This window comes from Klebsiella sp. KP20-425-1, assembly GCF_025813515.1.
GTDB classification, from domain to species: Bacteria; Pseudomonadota; Gammaproteobacteria; order Enterobacterales; family Enterobacteriaceae; genus Klebsiella; species Klebsiella pneumoniae.
Genome location: NZ_CP109614.1, coordinates 616,495 through 635,142, shown reverse-complemented (window position 1 = coordinate 635,142; position 18,648 = coordinate 616,495). Strand labels below are relative to the sequence as shown.

Below are 18,648 nucleotides of genomic sequence, written 5' to 3'. Positions count from 1 at the left end.
ACCCCTCCGGCAGCGACTGCCGGAGGGGAGAAAGAAAAACCGCTGACCTGGGCCAGCGGTTTAGCCACCGCGAATTAACGCGCCAGCCACTGCTGGCCTAACAGATCGGCGGTGAGGATAGCGGCATGGACGCTCTCCGGGGTCACCGCAAACGGCATATTATGGATGGTTTCCCCTTCCGCGCAGGTGGCTTTCGCCACCGCGGCGATTTTCTCGTCGATCCCCTCTTTGACGCCCATCTGCGCGAGCGTCACCGGCAGGCCGACGCGCTGGCAGAAGCCCAGCACCGTTTCAATCTCGTCCATCGGGCTGTTCTGCAGCACCAGCTGCGCCAGGGTACCGAAGGCCACTTTCTCACCGTGATACAGGTGATGGCACTCTTCAAGAATGGTGAAACCGTTGTGGATTGCATGGGCGGCGGCCAGGCCACTGCTTTCAAAGCCAATGCCGCTGAGGTAAGTGTTCGCCTCGATGATGCGCTCCAGCGCTTCGGTCACTACCCCGGCCTGCGCCGCCAGACGGGCCTTTTCGCCCTCCGCCAGCAGCGTATCATAGCACAGGCGGGCGAGGCTCAGCGCCGCCTCGGTGGACTGTCCTCCGGCCATGCTGGTGGCGCGCGCATCGTAGCAAGCTTTGGCCTCGAACCAGGTGGAGAGCGCATCGCCCATGCCGGAGACCAGCAGGCGTACCGGCGCTTTGGCGATAATCGCCGTGTCCATCACCACCATATCCGGGTTTTTCGGATAGATCAGATACTCTTCAAACTCGCCCGCTTCGGTGTAGATCACCGACAGCGCGCTGGTTGGCGCATCGGTCGAGGCGATGGTCGGGATCACCACCACCGGCAGCTTCTGGTAGTAACCGATCGCCTTCGCGGTATCGAGGGTTTTACCACCGCCGATCCCGACCACGCCGCGGCAGCCCTGTTTTTGCAAAATCGCCATCAGACGGTTGATTTCCGCATGGCTGCATTCGCCGTTAAACCGTTCCGCATGGCAGCGAATATCGTGGCTCTGCAGGCCATTCACCACTTTCTCTCCCGCCAGCTTCATTACGAAATCGTCGGCGATGACGAAGAAGCTCTCCGCCAGGTTTTTGGCATATTGACCGAACAGAACAGCAGCATCAGGACCCTGAAGATATTTGGCTGGAGATTGAATAACTTTTAGCATTCCTTTCACCCTCAAATAAGTGCGCATGTAGACATGATGAGCCCTGGCGTTATCCGCGCCGGCCAGTGAAGCGCGGCCTGAACGGAGCGTACCGGAGCAGTGCGATCACTGTAGGGCCGGCAGGGAACAAAAAAATCTTTCGCCTTTTTGTTCTGATATGAAACACAGGTTAATTTTTTACGTTCCATATTGGAACAAAAAACCCTAGTCTCTGTCAGGATTGCGATCCCGATCCGCTCCTTTGCCGCATAATGCCCTTACAATCCTCCGTGTTTGACCGCCTTTTCTCCCGCAGTCGGCAGAAAATCAGCAAAAAATTTTTTCCCACCCGCTTCGCCGGCTATCCTGACCGCCGCTTATGGCAGAAGAAAAAAAGCGCGCCAGCTCGCATTTTCACCATATCCTCAGCAAAAACGTTCCATAAAGAAACAAAACAAGGAGGCAATGTTTCGTAATGAAACCCGATCGTCGGGGCATTCTTTTTTTCGCCCGCTCAGCCAGAATCATCATATCGCCAGGCATGCTCCACCGTCAGACGATACCCCTACGCGATGACTGCCTCCGCCAGCAGAGAGGCGGCATCGAACCTTCTCCAACGGAGCACTGAATAATGAAAAAGCTGATTAACCGTGTTGAAGATGTACTGAATGAACAATTACAGGGGCTGGCTAAAGCCCATCCGCAGCTGACCCTGCATCAGGACCCGCTGTATGTGACCCGCACCGACGCGCCGGTGGCTGGCAAGGTGGCCCTGCTCTCCGGCGGCGGCAGCGGACATGAACCGATGCACTGCGGCTATATCGGCCAGGGCATGCTCTCCGGCGCCTGTCCGGGGGAAATCTTCACCTCGCCGACGCCGGACAAAATGTTTGAATGCGCGATGCAAATTGACGGCGGCGAAGGCGTCTTGCTAATTATCAAAAACTATACCGGCGACATCCTGAATTTTGAGACCGCCACCGAGCTGCTGCATGAGAGCGGCATTAAAGTCACCACCGTGGTGGTCGACGACGACGTGGCGGTGAAAGACAGCCTCTATACCGCCGGTCGTCGCGGCGTCGCCAACACCGTACTGATCGAAAAACTGGTCGGCGCCGCCGCCGAGCGCGGCGACTCGCTGGAAGCCTGCGCTGAACTGGGCCGCCGCCTGAACAATCTCGGCCACTCGATTGGTATCGCCCTTGGCGCCTGCACCGTACCGGCTGCCGGGCAGCCATCCTTTACGCTGAAAGATGACGAGATGGAGTTCGGCGTCGGCATTCACGGCGAGCCGGGCATCGACCGCCGCCGCTTCAGCTCGCTGGACCAAACCGTCGATGAGATGTTCGATACCCTGCTGGAAAACGGCGCTTACAGCCGCACGCTGCGCCAGTGGGATACCGTCAAGGGCGCGTGGCAGGAAGTGCAGCAGAGCAAAACCGCGCTGCAAAACGGCGACCGGGTTATCGCGCTGGTTAATAACCTCGGCGCCACTCCGCTTTCCGAACTGTATGGCGTGTATAACCGCCTCGCCCAGCGCTGCGAAGCGTCCGGCATCATCATCGAACGCAACCTCATCGGCAGCTACTGTACTTCGCTGGATATGGCGGGCTTCTCCATCACTCTGCTGAAAGTGGATGACGAGACGCTGACGCTATGGGACGCCCCGGTTCACACCCCGGCGCTGAACTGGGGAAACTAAGGAGCACGACATGTCACTGAACAGAACGCAAATCGTCGACTGGCTGTACCGCTGCGGCGATATTTTCACCAAAGAGAGCGATTTTCTCACCGGCCTCGATAAAGAGATTGGCGACGCCGACCACGGTCTCAATATGCACCGCGGTTTCAGTAAAGTGGTCGAAAAGCTGCCGTCGATTGCCGATAAAGATATTGGCTTTATCCTCAAAAACACCGGCATGACGCTGCTCTCCAACGTCGGCGGTGCCAGCGGCCCGCTGTTCGGCACCTTCTTCATTCGCGCCGCGCAGGTGACCCAGGCCCACCAGAGCCTGACGCTCGACGAGCTGTACCTGATGATCCGCGAAGGTGCGGACGGTGTCGTCAATCGCGGCAAAGCGGAGCCAGGGGATAAAACCATGTGCGACGTCTGGCTGCCGGTGGTGGACTCCCTGCGCCAGTCCAGCGAGCAGCACCTGTCGATCGCCGCCGCGCTGGATGCCGCCTGCGAAGTGGCCGAGCGTGCGGCCCACGCCACCATCACTATGCAGGCGCGTAAAGGCCGCGCCAGCTATCTCGGCGAGCGCAGCATCGGACATCAGGATCCCGGCGCGACCTCGGTGCTGTTTATGGTTCAGATGCTGGCCGCCGCCGCCAAAGAGTAAGGAAATTGCGATGGTAAACCTGGTTATTGTTTCTCATAGCGCCCGGCTGGGCGAAGGTGTCGGAGAACTGGCCCGGCAGATGTTAATCAACGATGGCTGCAAACTGGCGATCGCCGCCGGGATCGACGATCCCGACAGCCCGATCGGCACCGATCCGCTTAAAGTCATGGAGGCGATCGAATCCGTGGCCGATACCGATCACGTGCTGGTGATGATGGATATCGGCAGCGCGTTGCTCAGCGCCGAAACCGCCCTCGATCTGCTCGATCCGGCGATTGCCGCGAAGGTGCGACTGTGCGCCGCGCCGCTGGTGGAAGGGACGCTGGCGGCCACCGTCAGCGCTGCCTCCGGCGCGGGGATCGACAAGGTGATCGCCGACGCCATGAGCGCCCTGGAGGCCAAGCGGGTTCAGCTGGGTTTACCTTCGCCAACTTCTGACGCCGCGCCGGCGCCGATGCTTGCCGACGACGGCGACACAAAATCGGTGTCAGTCATTATTAACAATCACAACGGCCTGCACGTGCGTCCGGCGTCGAAGCTGGTCGCCGCGCTGGCGGGCTTTAACGCCGATCTGCTGCTGGAGAAAAACGGGAAGTGCGTCAACCCGGACAGCCTCAACCAAATCGCGCTATTGCAGGTCCGCCGCAACGATAAGCTGCGCCTGCTGGCCCGCGGTCCGGATGCCGACGCGGCGCTGGCGGCGTTTCAGGCGCTGGCCGCCGATAACTTCGGTGAATCTCCTGCGGCGCAACCGGCAGCGGCTCCGGCAACGCCCGAGCGCGTCGAAGGCGCTGCCCTGCGCTATCCGCTGGCCCTGATCCAGCCGCTCCGCCCGGCTGCCGCCGATGCCGCCCGCGAGCAGCAGCGCCTGCGCCAGGCCATTGACCAGACGCTGGCGGATCTTATCGCCCTGACCGAGCTGGCGGAAAATAAATTTCACGCCGATATCGCGGCGATCTTCGCCGGGCACCACACCCTACTCGACGATGACGATCTGTTTGATGCCGCCAACGATCGTCTGCTCACCGAACAATGCACGGCGGAATGGGCATGGCATCAGGTGTTGATGGAGCTCAGCCAGCAGTATCGCCAGCTGGATGACCCCTACCTGCAGGCGCGCTATATCGATATCGAAGATATTTTGCAGCGCACCCTGCGCCATCTGCAGGGCGTTCAGGAGAGAGTGCCGACGCCCGGCGAGCCAACAATTATTATTGCCGACAACATTTATCCCTCAACCGTCTTACAGCTGGATGCCAGCTTCGTTAAAGGCCTGTGCCTGCGCGATGGCAGCGAACAGGCTCACGGCGCGATTATCGCCCGCGCGGCGGGGATCGCCTGGCTGAGCCAGCAGGGCGAGGCGCTGAACAGCGTGCAGCCCGGCGAGACTATCGTGCTCGATATGCGCCACCAGCGCCTTATCCGTGACTAAAATTCACGTTGACCGTTACCGCTCCGGGGGCCTGCCTCCGGAGGGTGAGTTTTCGCTTACTCTTCAGGAACCACTATGTCTCAATTCTTTTTTAACCAGCGCGCCAGCCTCGTCAACGATGTGATTGAGGGTACCATTATCGCCAGCCCGTGGAATAACCTCGCCCGTCTGGAGAGCGACCCGGCGATCCGGGTGGTGGTCCGTCGCGATCTGAATAAAAACAACGTGGCGGTGATCTCCGGCGGCGGCGCCGGCCATGAACCGGCGCACGTCGGCTTTATTGGTAAAGGCATGCTGACCGCCGCGGTCTGCGGCGATCTGTTCGCCTCGCCGAGCGTCGACGCGGTGCTCACCGCCATTCAGGCAGTGACCGGCGAGGCGGGCTGCCTGCTGATCGTCAAAAACTACACCGGCGATCGGCTTAACTTCGGTCTGGCGGCGGAGAAAGCGCGCCGACTCGGCTACAACGTGGAGATGCTGATCGTCGGCGACGATATTTCGCTGCCGGATAACAAACAGCCGCGCGGCATCGCCGGGACCATTCTGGTGCATAAAGTGGCGGGCTATTTCGCCGAGCGCGGCTTCAACCTCGCCACCGTCCTGCGTGAAGCGCAATACGCCGCCAGCCATACCGCCAGCATCGGGGTGGCGCTGGCCAGCTGCCACCTGCCGCAGGAAGCCGACAGCGCGCCGCGCCATCAGGCCGGTCACGCCGAGCTGGGAATGGGCATCCACGGTGAGCCGGGCGCCTCGACGATCGCCACGCAAAACAGTGCGGAGATCGTTAACCTGATGGTGGAAAAACTGACCGCCGCCCTACCGGAAACCGGCCGCCTGGCGGTGATGCTCAATAACCTCGGCGGCGTGTCGGTGGCTGAGATGGCGATTCTGACCCGCGAGCTGGCCAACACCCCGCTGCAGGCGCGCATTGACTGGTTAATAGGCCCGGCCTCGCTGGTGACGGCGCTGGATATGAAAGGCTTCTCGCTGACCGCCATCGTGCTGGAGGAGAGTATTGAGAAAGCGCTGCTTTCGGATGTGGAAACCGCCAGCTGGCAGAAGCCGGTGCAGCCGCGGACTATCAACGTCGTGCCGTCCACCCTCGACAGCGCCCGGGTGGATTTTACACCCTCGGCCAACCCACAGGTGGGCGATTACGTGGCGCAGGTGACCGGCGCCCTCATCGATCTTGAAGAACATCTCAACGCGCTGGATGCCAAAGTAGGCGACGGCGATACCGGCTCCACCTTCGCCGCCGGGGCGCGTGAAATTGCCGAGCGGCTCGAGCGTCAGCAGCTGCCCCTGAACGATCTGCCAACGCTCTTCGCGCTGATCGGCGAACGCCTGACGGTGGTGATGGGCGGCTCCAGCGGGGTATTGATGTCTATCTTCTTCACCGCTGCCGGGCAGAAGCTGGGGCAAGGCGCCAGCGTGGCCGAGGCGCTGAACGCCGGTCTGGAACAGATGAAGTTTTACGGCGGCGCCGATGAGGGAGACCGGACGATGATCGACGCTCTGCAGCCGGCCCTGGCGGCGCTGCTGGCCGAACCGGAGAATCTGCAGGCCGCTTTCGCCGCGGCGCAGGCCGGGGCGGATCGCACCTGCCAGTCAAGCAAAGCCGGCGCCGGACGCGCGTCCTATCTCAACAGCGATAGCCTGCTCGGCAACATGGACCCCGGCGCCCACGCGGTGGCGATGGTATTTAAGGCGCTGGCGGAACGCTAAGCCTTCCCCGGTGGCGCTGCGCTTACCGGGGCGATGTAACACCGCCGAATAGCAGGTCGGGTAAGGCGTAAGCCGCCACCCGACAAAAAACGGCACCGCCGGTAGCCCGGATAAGGCGCGACCCGCCGCTATCCGGGTTTTACCACGATGGCTTTTTACTTGCTGTGCCAGTACGCCTGGGAACGCACCAGCTGCTGATCGATGCTCTCGTCTTCAAAGCGCGCCAGCAGCGATTTCACCACCGCGCCTTCGCCGGTCAGCCAGATAAAATAATCCTCCGCCGGCACCTTCACCTGCGCCAGACGCTCGGCGACGAAGGCCGGATTGTGGCCCACCACCCACTCGATGTTAAAGCCGTCGAGATCCGCCAGATAATCTTTATACGACGCATCGGCGATAGTAACGATGGCCGTCACCTGCGGCCTCGCCGGCAGCTGGCGTAATCCCAGCAGACGACGGCGCAGCGCCGGCATGCCGGACTCATCGCAAACATACAGCTGCCAGGCATAATCTTCCGGCACCACCAGCGAGCCGCGCGGGCCGCCGATCACCAGCTTATCGCCCACTTTTGCTTCCAGCGCCCAACGGCTGGCGATACCGCCATCGTGGATATAGAAATCGTAAGCCAGCTCGTGACGTTCGGCATCGTACAGCGGCGTATAGTCGCGGGTGGCAGGCCGCACGCCTTCCCCCCAGTCAATCCCCTCCTCGGTCACCTGCGGCGGGGTAAATGCCGCGCCCGGCTCGGGGAAAAAAAGCTTGGTATGGTCGTCAAAGCCGTGAGAGGCGAAGCCTTCCAGCGCCTCGCCTCCCAGCACGATACGCTGGAACGCCGCGCCTGCGCGCTCCACGCGCAGCACCGTCAGCTCACGGAAACGCAGCTCATTGCGGACACGCTGCGGGTACTTGTCTGCTTTGGTTTTTGTCATCATCGATTGCCTTCGTGAACGGTAAATAGATATATCTAAACTTGATGCAAATGATAATGATTGCCAACTAAAAAGAATGCAAGTCTTTTTTTGATATAGTCAAAACAAACCGCATCAAAATCCACACCCAGAAAAAAATCACATATATATCAAAATCTTAAAAAATAAATAGCAACCAGCATTGCGAACATTTATTTTTTAGATATAAATTAGATATATCAAAAACAGCAGGAGGTAACCATGCGACATCATCATGAAGAGGGGCGTGGGCCACGCGGGCGCCACGGTGACCCCAGCGAACACGGCGACCATGGCCGCCGCGGCGGCGGACGTCGCCAGCGTTTCTTTGGCCACGGTGAACTGCGGCTGATCATTCTGGATATCCTCAGCCGCAGCGCCAGCCATGGCTATGAGCTGATCAAAGAGATCGAAACGCTTACCCAGGGGAACTACAGCCCCAGCCCGGGGGTGATCTATCCGACGCTGGATCTGCTCCAGGACCAGGGCCTTATCAGCGTGGAAGACGACAACGGACGCAAGAAAATCCTTATCAGCGAGGAAGGAAAACAGCTGCACGCCGAGAACCAGGAGCACCTGGCCCATATCCAGGAGCGCCTGCAGGCGCGGATGGTCGGCTGCGAGCTGCGCCGCGATCCGCAGATGAAGCGCGCGCTGGAAAACTTCAAAGCGGTCCTCGACCTGAAAGTGAACCAGCAGGCCAGCAGTGCCGCCCAGCTCAAGCAGATCATCGGCATTATTGACCGGGCGGCGATGGAGATCTCTCAGCTCGACTAAGCCTCTTTTTTCACCACCGGCTGCCCCGCGCTGGGGCAGCCCGCACCACGGCGGATCGCCCCGTCCATTGCCGCCAGGCAGAAAATCTCGTCAGCTCAGGAATAAAACGTGCCAATAGTGGCGCAATGAGATTAAATTTTACACAATTCGTCTTTTGCTTTGCATTTATCCCGATTTTCACCGCTTCTGCCGAACTGGCGTAATCCCTGCAATACTTAATCCAGTATCGTGTGATACGTCCGCCCCAGGAGCACATTTTGAACAGGTTACCTTCCAGCGCATCGGCTCTGGCCTGCAGCGCACACGCACTGAATCTCATTGAAAAGCGCACGCTTGATCATGAGGAAATGAAAGCACTTAACCAGGAGGTCAGGGAATACTTTAAAGAGCATGTGAATCCGGGGTTTTTAGAGTATCGAAAATCGGTCACAGCCGGCGGGGATTACGGAGCCGTAGAGTGGCAAGCGGGAGGGTTAAATACGCTTGTCGACACCCAGGGACAGGAGTTTATCGACTGCCTTGGTGGGTTTGGCATCTTCAATGTAGGGCACCGTAATCCAGTTGTGGTATCCGCCGTCGAGAATCAACTCGCGAAACAACCGCTTCACAGTCAGGAGCTGCTGGACCCGCTACGCGCGATGCTGGCGAAAACCCTGGCGGCCTTAACGCCCGGCAAGCTCAAATACAGTTTCTTCTGCAACAGCGGTACCGAATCAGTAGAAGCGGCGCTGAAGCTGGCAAAAGCCTATCAGTCTCCGCGCGGCAAATTTACCTTCGTCGCCACCAGCGGCGCGTTCCACGGTAAATCGCTGGGCGCGCTGTCGGCCACCGCCAAGTCGACCTTCCGCAAACCCTTTATGCCGCTGCTGCCGGGCTTCCGCCACGTGCCGTTCGGCGATATCAACGCCATGCGCACCATGCTGAGCGAGTGCAAGAAAACCGGCGACGACGTCGCGGCGGTGATCCTCGAGCCGATTCAGGGCGAAGGGGGCGTGATCCTCCCGCCAACGGGGTATTTGCCGGCGGTGCGTAAACTGTGCGACGAGTTTGGCGCGTTGCTGATCCTCGACGAAGTGCAGACCGGCATGGGCCGCACCGGCAAGATGTTCGCCTGTGAGCATGAGAACGTCCAGCCGGACATTCTGTGTCTGGCGAAAGCGCTCGGCGGCGGTGTGATGCCGATCGGCGCGACGGTGGCGACGGAAGAGGTCTTCTCGGTGCTCTTCGATAACCCGTTCCTGCACACCACCACCTTCGGCGGCAACCCGTTGGCCTGTGCGGCGGCGCTGGCGACGATCAACGTGCTGCTGACGCAAAACCTGCCGGCGCAGGCGGCGCAGAAAGGCGATATGCTGCTGGACGGTTTCCGCCTGCTGGCGCAGGAGTATCCGGACCTGGTGAATGAAGTGCGCGGGAAAGGCATGCTGATGGCTATCGAGTTTGTTGATAACGAGATTGGCTACGACTTTGCCAGCGAGATGTTCAGACAGCGGGTGCTGGTCGCCGGGACGTTAAACAACGCCAAGACGATCCGCATTGAACCGCCGCTGACGCTCACCCTTGAGCAGTGCGAACAGGTGCTGAAGGCGGCGCGCAAGGCGCTGGCGGCCCTGCGCGTTTCGGTCGAAGAAGCGTAATAAAGTGTCCTTCACCCTCTCCCTCTGAGAGGGTGAAGGATAACCCTCACACCTGCGGTAACAGGCCGATAAAGCTGCGCTTCTGCCGCGGCTGCGACATCATCTCCTCCAGCTTTTCGACGCAGGCTAAATAGTGCGGCGTCTTCTTATGCGCCAGCACCGCCTCATCGTCTTTATAGGCTTCGTAGATAAAAAAGCGGGTTTTCACCTCAGGATCCTGCAGGACATCAAAGCGCAGGTTGCCTGGCTCCCGCAGCGCGCCCTCGTGGTTGGCGCGAAACACCTCGAGAAACTCATCCACCCGCTCGGGTTTAATATTGATCTCCACTAGCGTGACGTTCATTTCAGCTCTCCCTGTTTCTCTTCCTGCCAGAACTGATACGCTTCCCGCGCGTTCAGATTCTCATGTACCACCTTTTTCACCGCCTTCAGCATCGCGCGCGGGGCGCTGGACTGGAAGATATTGCGCCCCATATCCACCCCGGAAGCCCCCTGGTCGATCGCCCGCCAGCACATCTCCAGCGCCTCATGCTCCGGCAGTTTTTTACCGCCGGCGATAACGATCGGCACCGGACAGCTGGCGGTCACTTTTTCAAAGCCTTCCTCAACGAAATAGGTCTTCACAAACTGCGCCCCCATTTCGGCGGCAATCCGGCTGGCCAGCGAGAAGTAGCGCGCATCGCGGGTCATCTCTTTGCCGACGCCGGTAACCGCCAGGACCGGCATACCGTAGCGATTGCCGGCGTCCACCAGTTTGATGATGTTATTGATCGACTGATGTTCGTATTCGCTGCCGATATAGACCTGCGCCGCCACCGCGCATACGTTGAGCCGCAGCGCGTCTTCCATCGCCACCGCCACGCATTCGTTGGAGAGTTCGCTCAAAATCGAATTGCCGCCGGAGGCGCGGAGCACCACCGGCTTATTGGTGGCCGCCGGTACCTGGCTGCGCAGTACGCCGCGGGTGCACATCAGCACGTCGGTGTCGGCAAACAGCGGCGCAATCGACAGGTCGATACGCTCAAGCCCGGTCGTTGGCCCCTGGAAGTAGCCGTGATCGAAGGCCAGCATCACCGTGCGGTTGCTGTGCGGATTAAAAATGCGCGCCAGCCGCGACTGCATGCCCCAGTCCAGCGAGCCGCAGCCTTTCAGGGTATACAGCGTATTCTGCTGCGGGCGGTCAATACCGAAGTCCTTCCCCTCTTTGATATCGTCTAAATCTGCCATCTCATCCTCCGTCAGAAGTCGTAGTTGTTGATGTTCTCTTTGCTGAACACCACGCGCTCCGGCAGCAGCACGATACCGTTGCCCTTCGCCTCATACTGATAGCCCTGCACGCTGTTCGGTTCGACCTTCAGCGAGCCGATATCTTTCACCTCAACGCTGTCGCCTACGTTAAGATCGCCCTTTTTCAGTAATCGATCGGCGACGTTAACCGCAATTTTGCCCTGCTGAACCACATCCCACAGGCCGAACGCTTTCACCGTGCCGCGCTCAACGTACGGACGCATCACGTTCGGCGTACTAAAGCCGACAATCGCCACGCCCTGACGCTTGAGGTTCTCTGCCGCCTGCGCCGCCGCCGGCAGCGCATTGGCATCCGGCGCGATAATGGCGTCGAGATCCGGATAGGCTTTTAAGATCCCCTCGGCGGTTTGTAGCGATTTGGTGGCATCGTTATAGCCAAACTGGGTGGTGACGATTTGCCACTGCGGATGTTCTTTTTCGATTTTGGCTTTGGCTTCCTTCACCCACTGGTTCTGGTCGGTCACCGTCGGGCTGGAGTAGAAAAACGCTACCTTGGCAGTAGGCTTCGTCACCTGCTTTTCCGCCATCTCGACCAGCAGGCCGCCAAGCTGCTGCGGCGTGCCCTGATTGATATAGATGCTGCGGCACTCCGGCCTGGTATCGGAATCCCAGGTCAGGACTTTCACCCCGCGCTGCATCGCCCGCTTCAGCGCCGGACACAGGCCGTCCGGCGAGACGGCGGAAACGATAATCGCGTTGTAGCCCTGGTTGACGAAGTTGTTGATAAGCTGCACCTGGCCGGAGACGCTGGGCTCGGTTGGGCCGTCATAGGTGACATCCACGCCCAGCGCTTTCCCCGCCTCTTTCGCGCCGTTGCCGCCGCTGGTAAAGAAGCCGACGCCGACCAGCTTAGGAATAAAGGCGATGCGGTCCGCCGCCTGCGCGGTAACCACGCTCATCGCCAGCGCCAGCACGATCAGTTTTAATTTCATTTTATGCTCCGATTGTTTTATGCGAGAAAAGACGCCGCCAGGTCGCGCGCACCCATTCACGGTGCAGGCTCAGCGAACGCCCCATCACCACCACAACCAACAGCGCCCCTGACAGCGCGCTCGACACCTGGTTGGGGATGCCGACCATCTGTAAACCCTGTTGCAGATACCCCACCAGCAATGCCGCCAGCGCGGTACCCAGTATCGATCCCGAGCCGCCGTAAATATTGGCCCCGCCGAGCACCGCCGCGGTCAGCGCCGGCATCAGCAGGTCGCGGCCTAAATCCGAACGTGCCGAGCCGAAATAGGAGACCATCACCAGCGCCGCGACCGCCGAGGCGACGCCCACCAGGCCATACAGCACGTACGGGATGCCGTTCACCGACAGCGCGGCATAGCGCGCGGCGCGCGGGTTTTGCCCGAGTAAAAAGAGGTGGCGGCCAAAGCGCCCGCGATGGGTCAGCAGCCAGAAGAAAAAGGTGATAATCGCGAACAGCACCAGCGGCAGCGGCAGTCCGGCGAGGGTTAAATTGGCGAAGGCGGTGAAGCTATCGGGAAAACCGCCAATCCCCTCGTAACCGGTCGCGCCGGCCATCCCGGAAAGCAGCAGCGCGCCGCCGCCGTACAGATACAGCGTACCAAGCGTGATCACCAGCGGGCTGATGCCGGTGTAGTGGATCAGCGCGGCGTTGAATAACCCGCACAGCAGTCCCAAGAGCAACGTCAGCGATACCGCGAGCCACAGCGGCCAGCCCGCCTGGGTCATCACCCCGAGGGCGATGGCGCACAGGCCGATGGTCGAGCCCAGCGAAATATCGATCCCGCCGCTGATGATCACCAGCGTCAGCGGCAGCGCGACGATGCCGATGCAGATAAAGTCGCTGGTGCTAAAGAGCAGCATATTGAGATCCAGCATGCGCGGATTCAGCGCGCCGAACAGCAGGATCTCCACGATCAGCAACGCCAGCAGCGCGCTTTCCCAGTTAAGCTTCAGCTTCATTTAAGCCACCTCTTTGCTTTTGCGTTCGGGAAAGCGGGCAACCTGTTTCCCCCCTTTGTTACCGGGCTGGAAACGGCTGTACTTTAGCGCCCGCTGATGGCGGGCCAGCGCCTGACGCAGACGGCCATCGAGCACCAGCACGCCGAGCAGCACCAGGCCGGCGATAAAGTCGTTCCACCAGGCGGGAAGGCGGAACAGCACCAGTACGGTGTCGATTTGGGTGAGGAAAAAGGCGCCGAGAAACGCGCCAAGCAGCGTGCCGGTACCGCCGAGCAGCGAGATCCCGCCCAGCACGCAGGCGGCGATGGCTTTCATCTCCAGGCCGCTGCCGGTCTGATTAGGCACAAAACCAATCTGCGCGGCGAAGACGATCCCGGCGCAGGCCGCCAGCATACCGTTGAGGGTAAAGGCCAGCATCCGCGTGCGGTTGACCGCCACGCCCAGCTGGCGCGCGGCGGCGAGGTTATCGCCAGCGGCGTAAAAATCACGACCAAAGGCGGTGCGCGACAGCAGCCAGCCGCCCGCCAGCAGCAGCGCCAGCACCAGCCAGCCCAGCGGCGACACGCCGATAAACGCGGGCTCCGAGAGCGATTTCAGGCTGTCGGGCAAGCCTTCGATCCATTTCCCGCCGGTCCACAGCAACATCACCCCGCGATACAACCCCAGCGTACCGAGCGTCGCGACGATCGCCGGGATGCGCAGCCCCACGACCAGCAGGCCGTTAAAAGCTCCGGCCAGCGCGCCAATCGCCAGCGCGAAGGCGATAGCCGTCGCCAACCCATAGCCGTTGTTCAGCGCCACGCCGACGGCGATGGCGCATAGCCCAACGGTCGAACCTACCGACACGTCAATATTGCGGGTCAGCATCACCAGGGTCGCGCCCAATGCCAGCAGGCAGAGGATTTGCGAGCTGGAGAAAATCATCGCCAGGGTCTGCAGGCTGAAATAGGCTGGATTGAGCGCCACCAGCACAACAAAGAGCGCCACGATGGCAAAGAAGGCGCTCAGTTCGCGATTCTTGAGTAACGTTTTCATGCCTGCCCTCCAAAGGCCAGGGTCATCATGCGATCGACGGTCACCGCCTGCCGCGCCAGCTCGCCGCTGTAGCGGCCCTGATGCATCACCAGCACCCGGTCGGCAAGGCCAACGAACTCATCCAGATCGCTGGAGATCATCAGCACCGCCACGTTTTGCGCGGCAACGCTTTTCAGCAGCTGATAGATATCGGCGCGGGCGGAGACATCCACGCCGCGCGTCGGCTCATCGACAATCAGCAGTAACGGATTAGCTTCCAGACAGCGCGCCAGCAGCACCTTCTGCTGGTTACCGCCAGAGAGAGTGCGCACCGGCTGATCGCCATCGGCCAGCTTGATCCCCAGTGCCCGGTGATAGCGTTCAACCACCGCCGCCTCCCGTTTCCCCTGCTGCCACCACGACGGCTGATTGAACATCACCGTGTTCCAGCGCACCGGCGCATCGAGAAACAGCCCCGAGACCTGGCGGTCTTCCGGCAGATAGACCAGCCCGCTGGCCAACCTGGCGCGGGTGCTGTCGCAGCTAATCTCGCGGTTCTCCAGCCAGATTCGCCCGGCGCGCGGTGGACGCAGGCCGTATAAGGTTTCGGCAAATTCGGTGCGCCCGGATCCCACCAGCCCGGCCAGACCGACGATCTCTCCGGCGCGGATCTCCAGATTGAGATCGATAAAGCCTTCGCCGGTAAGATCTTCCACCCGCAGCACGGGAAAGTCCTGCGGTTGCGTACGGCGGTTGCCCGGTAGCGACAGCCACAGCTTTTGCGTGTCGCTCAGCGCATGGTCGCGGCTGACCGGCGTCATCGCGTTAATCAGTTGTTCGTCGCGGTATGCCGCGGTCTCGCCGCTCAGCACCACCGCGCCGTCGCGCATCACCGAAATATGGCTGGCAAGCTGGCGGATTTCGGGCAATTTGTGTGAGATAAAGACGATCCCAACGTCCAGCGCCTGTAACGCACGGATCTGGCTAAAGAGCCTCTCGGTTTCACCCGGCGTTAAAGAGGCGGTGGGTTCATCCAGGATCAGGATCCTGGCCTCGCGCATCAGCCCGCGCAGGATCTCGACCATCTGTTGATCGGCTACCTCGAGCGTGCTGGCGCTGGCGTCGAGGTTGATCTGGCAGTTCAACTTCTGCAGTTTGTCCTGCAACCGCGCGACGGTATCCGCCCGCTTCGGCAAACGAAAGAGAATGTTCTCGCGCACGCTGAGGTTGGGAAACAGCATCGGCTCCTGCGGCACCAGATAGATGCCTAACTGATGAGCCAGCGCCGGATTGAGGCGCGCAAACGCGCGGTCGCCGATCGTCAGTTCACCGTTATCCGGGGTTTCGACGCCGGCGATGATCTTCATCAGCGTCGATTTACCCGCGCCATTGCCTCCCATCAGGGCATGCACCTGGCCCGCGCATAGCGTAAAGTCGATGCCCTTCAGCACGGCAACGCCGGAGAACTGTTTGCGGATCTGGCGAGCTTCAAGCAGTGGCTTCATCATCGCGCCTCGATTGAACAAATGATTTTTAAATTTAATAATGTTCAAAAGCGTAGACGGTGAACTATATTTACAACCGTGCGAAGATCACACTTTGGTGCTTTAGATCGTCAGGAAAAAATGGGCCAGCGATGAAAGATCCGTTTTGCCAGTCGGCTCACACTTTCCGACCGCGCAATAGCGAACATATGATCTAAATTTTTATAAGAGTTCAATTTATGAGCGATAAACGCATTACGGAAGAGAACCGCTACGCCGGGCTGGCGTTAGCCGAGGAAGAGCTGGTGGCGCGGGTGGCGTGGTGCTACTACCACGACGGCCTGACGCAAAATGACATCGGCGAGCGTTTGGGGCTGCCGCGGCTGAAGATTTCTCGCCTGCTGGAGAAAGGCCGCCAGTCCGGGGTGATCCGCGTGCAGATCAACTCGCGCTATGAGGGCTGTCTGGCGCTGGAAAGTGAACTCCAGCAGCGTTTTGGCCTCAAGATTGCCCGCGTACTGCCGGCGCTCAACACCCCGCCGATGAATACCCGGCTGGGTATCGGCGCGGCGCAGTCGCTGATGGGCATTCTGCAGCCGGGACAGCTGCTGGCGGTCGGCTTCGGCGAAGCCACCATGAGCTGCCTGCAGCATCTCAGCGGCTTTATCGGCTCGCAGCAGGTGCGGCTGGTGACCCTCTCCGGCGGCGTCGGCCCCTATATGACCGGTATTGGCCAGCTGGATGCCGCCTGCAGCGTCAGCATTATCCCGGCGCCGCTGCGGGTCTCTTCGGCGGAGGTCGCCGAGATCCTGCGCCGTGAGTCGAGCGTGCGCGACGTGATCCTCGCGGCGACGGCGGCGGACGCGGCGGTGGTTGGCATCGGCGCCATCGATCAGCGGCGCGACGCGACCATCCTGCGCTCCGGCTATATCAGCGAGGGCGAACAGCTGATGTACGCCCGCAAAGGCGCGGTCGGCGACATTTTAGGTTATTTCCTGCAGGCCGACGGCAGGCCGGTAGAAGGACTGGAGATCCATCGGGAACTGCTCGGCGTGACCCTTGATGAGCTAGCGCAGCTGCCGACCATCGTTGGCGTCGCCGGGGGAGAAGAAAAAGCGCAGGCGATTTATGCCGCTCTGATTGGCAAGCGCATTAATGGCCTGGTAACGGAAGAGACAACAGCACGCGCGGTGCTTACCCTGGCCTCCTGACGGCCTGGCGCCGCGCGACAACAGCGAGGCGCATGTCATGAGTTACCTGTTAGCGTTAGATGCCGGGACCGGCAGCATTCGGGCGGTTATTTTCGATCTTAATGGCCGCCAGCTGGCGGTAGGCCAGGCCGAATGGAAACACCTGAGCGTTGATAACGTCCCCGGCTCGATGGAGTTCGACCTTACCACCAACTGGCAGCTGGCCTGCCAGTGCATTCGCCAGGCGCTCGACGCCGCCCGGCTCTCTGCCGCCGATATTCAGTCTGTCGCCTGCTGTTCGATGCGCGAAGGCATCGTTCTCTATGACCGCAACGGCGAGGCCATCTGGGCCTGCGCCAACGTCGATGCCCGCGCCAGCCGCGAAGTGGCGGAGCTTAAGGAGATCCACGACTATCGCTTCGAATCCGAGGTATACGAGGTCTCGGGACAAACCCTGGCGCTCAGCGCCATGCCGCGCCTGCTGTGGCTGGCGCACCACCGCCCCGATATCTACCGCAAAGCGGCAACCATCACCATGATCAGCGACTGGCTGGCGGCGAAGCTTTCCGGCGAGCTGGCGGTCGACCCGTCAAACGCCGGCACCACCGGCATGCTCGATCTGTTCAGCCGCGACTGGCGTCCGGCGCTGCTGGATATGGCCGGGCTGCGCGCCGATATGCTGTCGCCGGTCAAAGAGACCGGTACCCTGCTGGGCGCCGTCACCGAAGCGGCGGCGCAGCAGAGCGGCCTGCGCGCCGGGACGCCGGTGGTGATGGGCGGCGGCGACGTCCAGCTCGGCTGCCTGGGCCTTGGGGTGGTGCGCGCCGGGCAAACTGCGGTACTCGGCGGCACTTTCTGGCAGCAGGTGGTCAACCTGCCGCAGGTGCGCACCGATCCGCAGATGAATATTCGTGTTAATCCTCACGTGATTCCCGGCATGGCGCAGGCGGAATCGATCAGCTTCTTTACCGGCCTGACCATGCGCTGGTTTCGCGACGCCTTCTGCGCTGAAGAAAAACTGATTGCCGAGCGGCTCGGCGTTGATGCCTATTCACTACTGGAAGAGATGGCCAGCCGCGTCCCCGCCGGTTCCCATGGCGTGATGCCTATTTTTTCCGACGCTATGCACTTTAAGCAGTGGTACCACGCCGCGCCGTCGTTTATTAACCTCTCCATCGATCCGGAGAAGTGCAACAAAGCGACCCTGTTCCGCGCGCTGGAGGAGAACGCGGCGATTGTCTCCGCCTGCAACCTGGCGCAGATTTCGCAGTTCTCCGGCGTGACATTCGAGAGCCTGGTGTTTGCCGGCGGCGGCTCTAAAGGCGCGCTGTGGAGCCAGATCCTCAGCGACGTCACCGGCCTGCCGGTGCGGGTGCCGGTGGTCCGCGAAGCCACCGCGCTGGGCTGCGCCATCGCCGCCGGAACCGGCGCCGGACTGTATGGCGATATGGCCAGTACAGGAGAACGGTTAGTGAGCTGGCACCGCGAGTTCACCCCAAATCCGCAGCATCGCGAGCTGTATCAGGAGATGATGAGCAAGTGGCAGACGGTGTACGCCGATCAGCTTGGCCTTGTCGATAGCGGGCTGACAACATCGATGTGGCAGGCACCGGGCCTGGAGCGCCGCCAGCGCGTAGCGTCTTCCCCGTCACCCTAACCACCGGTACCGATCCGCCTTTCCCCCTCTCCCTTTGGGAGAGGGCCGG

General features: G+C 60.8%; 17 protein-coding genes. 9 read left to right on the top strand and 8 right to left on the bottom strand.

The window, feature by feature from the left end; all coding sequences use genetic code 11:
* Positions 1-74 precede the first annotated feature (74 nt).
* Complete coding sequence (locus OHJ17_RS03110) at positions 75-1,172, bottom strand: glycerol dehydrogenase (protein WP_002917681.1); 1,098 nt, start codon at positions 1,170-1,172, stop codon at positions 75-77.
* A 269-nt stretch (positions 1,173-1,441) separates the two neighbouring features.
* On the opposite strand from OHJ17_RS03110, the gene OHJ17_RS03105 reads away from it, so the two are divergent.
* The 5 genes from OHJ17_RS03105 (at position 1,442) to OHJ17_RS03085 (ending at position 6,653) form a co-directional block, all read left to right on the top strand.
* Positions 1,442-1,627 (top strand): hypothetical protein, encoded by a 186-nt coding sequence (locus OHJ17_RS03105; RefSeq protein WP_031593445.1) that lies wholly within the window; start codon positions 1,442-1,444, stop codon positions 1,625-1,627.
* A 155-nt stretch (positions 1,628-1,782) separates the two neighbouring features.
* A complete protein-coding gene (dhaK, locus tag OHJ17_RS03100; RefSeq protein ID WP_002917682.1) occupies positions 1,783-2,853 on the top strand; it encodes a dihydroxyacetone kinase subunit DhaK in 1,071 nt (356 codons plus the stop codon).
* Between the two features lie 10 nt (positions 2,854-2,863).
* Complete coding sequence (dhaL, locus tag OHJ17_RS03095; RefSeq protein ID WP_004181378.1) at positions 2,864-3,496, top strand: dihydroxyacetone kinase subunit DhaL; 633 nt, start codon at positions 2,864-2,866, stop codon at positions 3,494-3,496.
* A gap of 10 nt (positions 3,497-3,506) precedes the next feature.
* Complete coding sequence (gene dhaM, locus OHJ17_RS03090; RefSeq protein ID WP_023328340.1) at positions 3,507-4,928, top strand: dihydroxyacetone kinase phosphoryl donor subunit DhaM; 1,422 nt, start codon at positions 3,507-3,509, stop codon at positions 4,926-4,928.
* Between the two features lie 75 nt (positions 4,929-5,003).
* Positions 5,004-6,653: a glycerone kinase gene (locus tag OHJ17_RS03085; protein WP_004185760.1), complete on the top strand. Its 1,650-nt coding sequence runs from the start codon at positions 5,004-5,006 to the stop codon at positions 6,651-6,653.
* 155 nt (positions 6,654-6,808) lie between these two features.
* On the opposite strand, the gene OHJ17_RS03080 is transcribed toward OHJ17_RS03085, so the two are convergent.
* Positions 6,809-7,585, bottom strand: coding sequence for a siderophore-interacting protein (locus OHJ17_RS03080; RefSeq protein ID WP_004144829.1), 777 nt, complete (start codon positions 7,583-7,585; stop codon positions 6,809-6,811).
* A 237-nt stretch (positions 7,586-7,822) separates the two neighbouring features.
* On the opposite strand from OHJ17_RS03080, the gene OHJ17_RS03075 reads away from it, so the two are divergent.
* Both OHJ17_RS03075 and ygjG read left to right on the top strand, forming a co-directional pair.
* On the top strand, positions 7,823-8,377 hold the full coding sequence (locus tag OHJ17_RS03075) for a PadR family transcriptional regulator (RefSeq protein WP_002917718.1): 555 nt from the start codon (positions 7,823-7,825) through the stop codon (positions 8,375-8,377).
* A 257-nt stretch (positions 8,378-8,634) separates the two neighbouring features.
* Positions 8,635-10,014 carry a putrescine aminotransferase gene (gene ygjG, locus OHJ17_RS03070; RefSeq protein WP_032433597.1) on the top strand — a complete coding sequence of 460 codons (1,380 nt, stop codon included), beginning with the start codon at positions 8,635-8,637 and terminating at the stop codon, positions 10,012-10,014.
* 46 nt (positions 10,015-10,060) lie between these two features.
* On the opposite strand, the gene lsrG is transcribed toward ygjG, so the two are convergent.
* Genes lsrG through lsrA form a run of 6 tightly spaced genes read right to left on the bottom strand, consistent with a single transcriptional unit; the run spans position 10,061 to position 15,773 of the window.
* A complete protein-coding gene (gene lsrG / locus OHJ17_RS03065) occupies positions 10,061-10,357 on the bottom strand; it encodes a (4S)-4-hydroxy-5-phosphonooxypentane-2,3-dione isomerase (RefSeq protein WP_004181386.1) in 297 nt (98 codons plus the stop codon).
* The gene (lsrF, locus tag OHJ17_RS03060; protein WP_002917724.1) at positions 10,354-11,241 is read right to left on the bottom strand and encodes a 3-hydroxy-5-phosphonooxypentane-2,4-dione thiolase; all 888 of its coding nucleotides are present in this window, start codon (positions 11,239-11,241) and stop codon (positions 10,354-10,356) included. Before lsrF ends, lsrG begins: the two co-directional genes overlap by 4 nt.
* An 11-nt stretch (positions 11,242-11,252) precedes the next feature.
* Complete coding sequence (gene lsrB / locus OHJ17_RS03055; RefSeq protein ID WP_002917725.1) at positions 11,253-12,254, bottom strand: autoinducer 2 ABC transporter substrate-binding protein LsrB; 1,002 nt, start codon at positions 12,252-12,254, stop codon at positions 11,253-11,255.
* A 1-nt stretch (position 12,255) separates the two neighbouring features.
* A complete protein-coding gene (gene lsrD / locus OHJ17_RS03050; protein ID WP_002917727.1) occupies positions 12,256-13,254 on the bottom strand; it encodes an autoinducer 2 ABC transporter permease LsrD in 999 nt (332 codons plus the stop codon).
* Positions 13,255-14,289 (bottom strand): autoinducer 2 ABC transporter permease LsrC, encoded by a 1,035-nt coding sequence (lsrC, locus tag OHJ17_RS03045; RefSeq protein ID WP_002917729.1) that lies wholly within the window; start codon positions 14,287-14,289, stop codon positions 13,255-13,257.
* Positions 14,286-15,773 carry an autoinducer 2 ABC transporter ATP-binding protein LsrA gene (gene lsrA / locus OHJ17_RS03040; protein WP_002917730.1) on the bottom strand — a complete coding sequence of 496 codons (1,488 nt, stop codon included), beginning with the start codon at positions 15,771-15,773 and terminating at the stop codon, positions 14,286-14,288. The genes lsrC and lsrA overlap by 4 nt, the downstream gene beginning before the upstream one ends.
* Positions 15,774-15,991: 218 nt before the next feature.
* Here lsrA and lsrR point away from each other — a divergent pair, with 218 nt between their 5' ends.
* Positions 15,992-16,963 (top strand): transcriptional regulator LsrR, encoded by a 972-nt coding sequence (lsrR, locus tag OHJ17_RS03035; protein WP_032433599.1) that lies wholly within the window; start codon positions 15,992-15,994, stop codon positions 16,961-16,963.
* A 37-nt stretch (positions 16,964-17,000) separates the two neighbouring features.
* Positions 17,001-18,599, top strand: a complete 1,599-nt coding sequence (gene lsrK, locus OHJ17_RS03030; protein WP_004210520.1) for an autoinducer-2 kinase — start codon at positions 17,001-17,003, stop codon at positions 18,597-18,599.
* The last annotated feature ends 49 nt before the right edge of the window (positions 18,600-18,648 follow it).

Coding starts and splice junctions, on each gene's coding strand:
- OHJ17_RS03110 (WP_002917681.1), bottom strand. CDS start 1,172: ATGCTAAAAGTTATTCAATCTCCAGCCAAATATCTTCAGGGTCCTGAT.
- dhaK (WP_002917682.1), top strand. CDS start 1,783: ATGAAAAAGCTGATTAACCGTGTTGAAGATGTACTGAATGAACAATTA.
- dhaL (WP_004181378.1), top strand. CDS start 2,864: ATGTCACTGAACAGAACGCAAATCGTCGACTGGCTGTACCGCTGCGGC.
- dhaM (WP_023328340.1), top strand. CDS start 3,507: ATGGTAAACCTGGTTATTGTTTCTCATAGCGCCCGGCTGGGCGAAGGT.
- OHJ17_RS03085 (WP_004185760.1), top strand. CDS start 5,004: ATGTCTCAATTCTTTTTTAACCAGCGCGCCAGCCTCGTCAACGATGTG.
- OHJ17_RS03080 (WP_004144829.1), bottom strand. CDS start 7,585: ATGATGACAAAAACCAAAGCAGACAAGTACCCGCAGCGTGTCCGCAAT.
- OHJ17_RS03075 (WP_002917718.1), top strand. CDS start 7,823: ATGCGACATCATCATGAAGAGGGGCGTGGGCCACGCGGGCGCCACGGT.
- lsrG (WP_004181386.1), bottom strand. CDS start 10,357: ATGAACGTCACGCTAGTGGAGATCAATATTAAACCCGAGCGGGTGGAT.
- lsrF (WP_002917724.1), bottom strand. CDS start 11,241: ATGGCAGATTTAGACGATATCAAAGAGGGGAAGGACTTCGGTATTGAC.
- lsrB (WP_002917725.1), bottom strand. CDS start 12,254: ATGAAATTAAAACTGATCGTGCTGGCGCTGGCGATGAGCGTGGTTACC.
- lsrD (WP_002917727.1), bottom strand. CDS start 13,254: ATGAAGCTGAAGCTTAACTGGGAAAGCGCGCTGCTGGCGTTGCTGATC.
- lsrC (WP_002917729.1), bottom strand. CDS start 14,289: ATGAAAACGTTACTCAAGAATCGCGAACTGAGCGCCTTCTTTGCCATC.
- lsrA (WP_002917730.1), bottom strand. CDS start 15,773: ATGAAGCCACTGCTTGAAGCTCGCCAGATCCGCAAACAGTTCTCCGGC.
- lsrR (WP_032433599.1), top strand. CDS start 15,992: ATGAGCGATAAACGCATTACGGAAGAGAACCGCTACGCCGGGCTGGCG.
- lsrK (WP_004210520.1), top strand. CDS start 17,001: ATGAGTTACCTGTTAGCGTTAGATGCCGGGACCGGCAGCATTCGGGCG.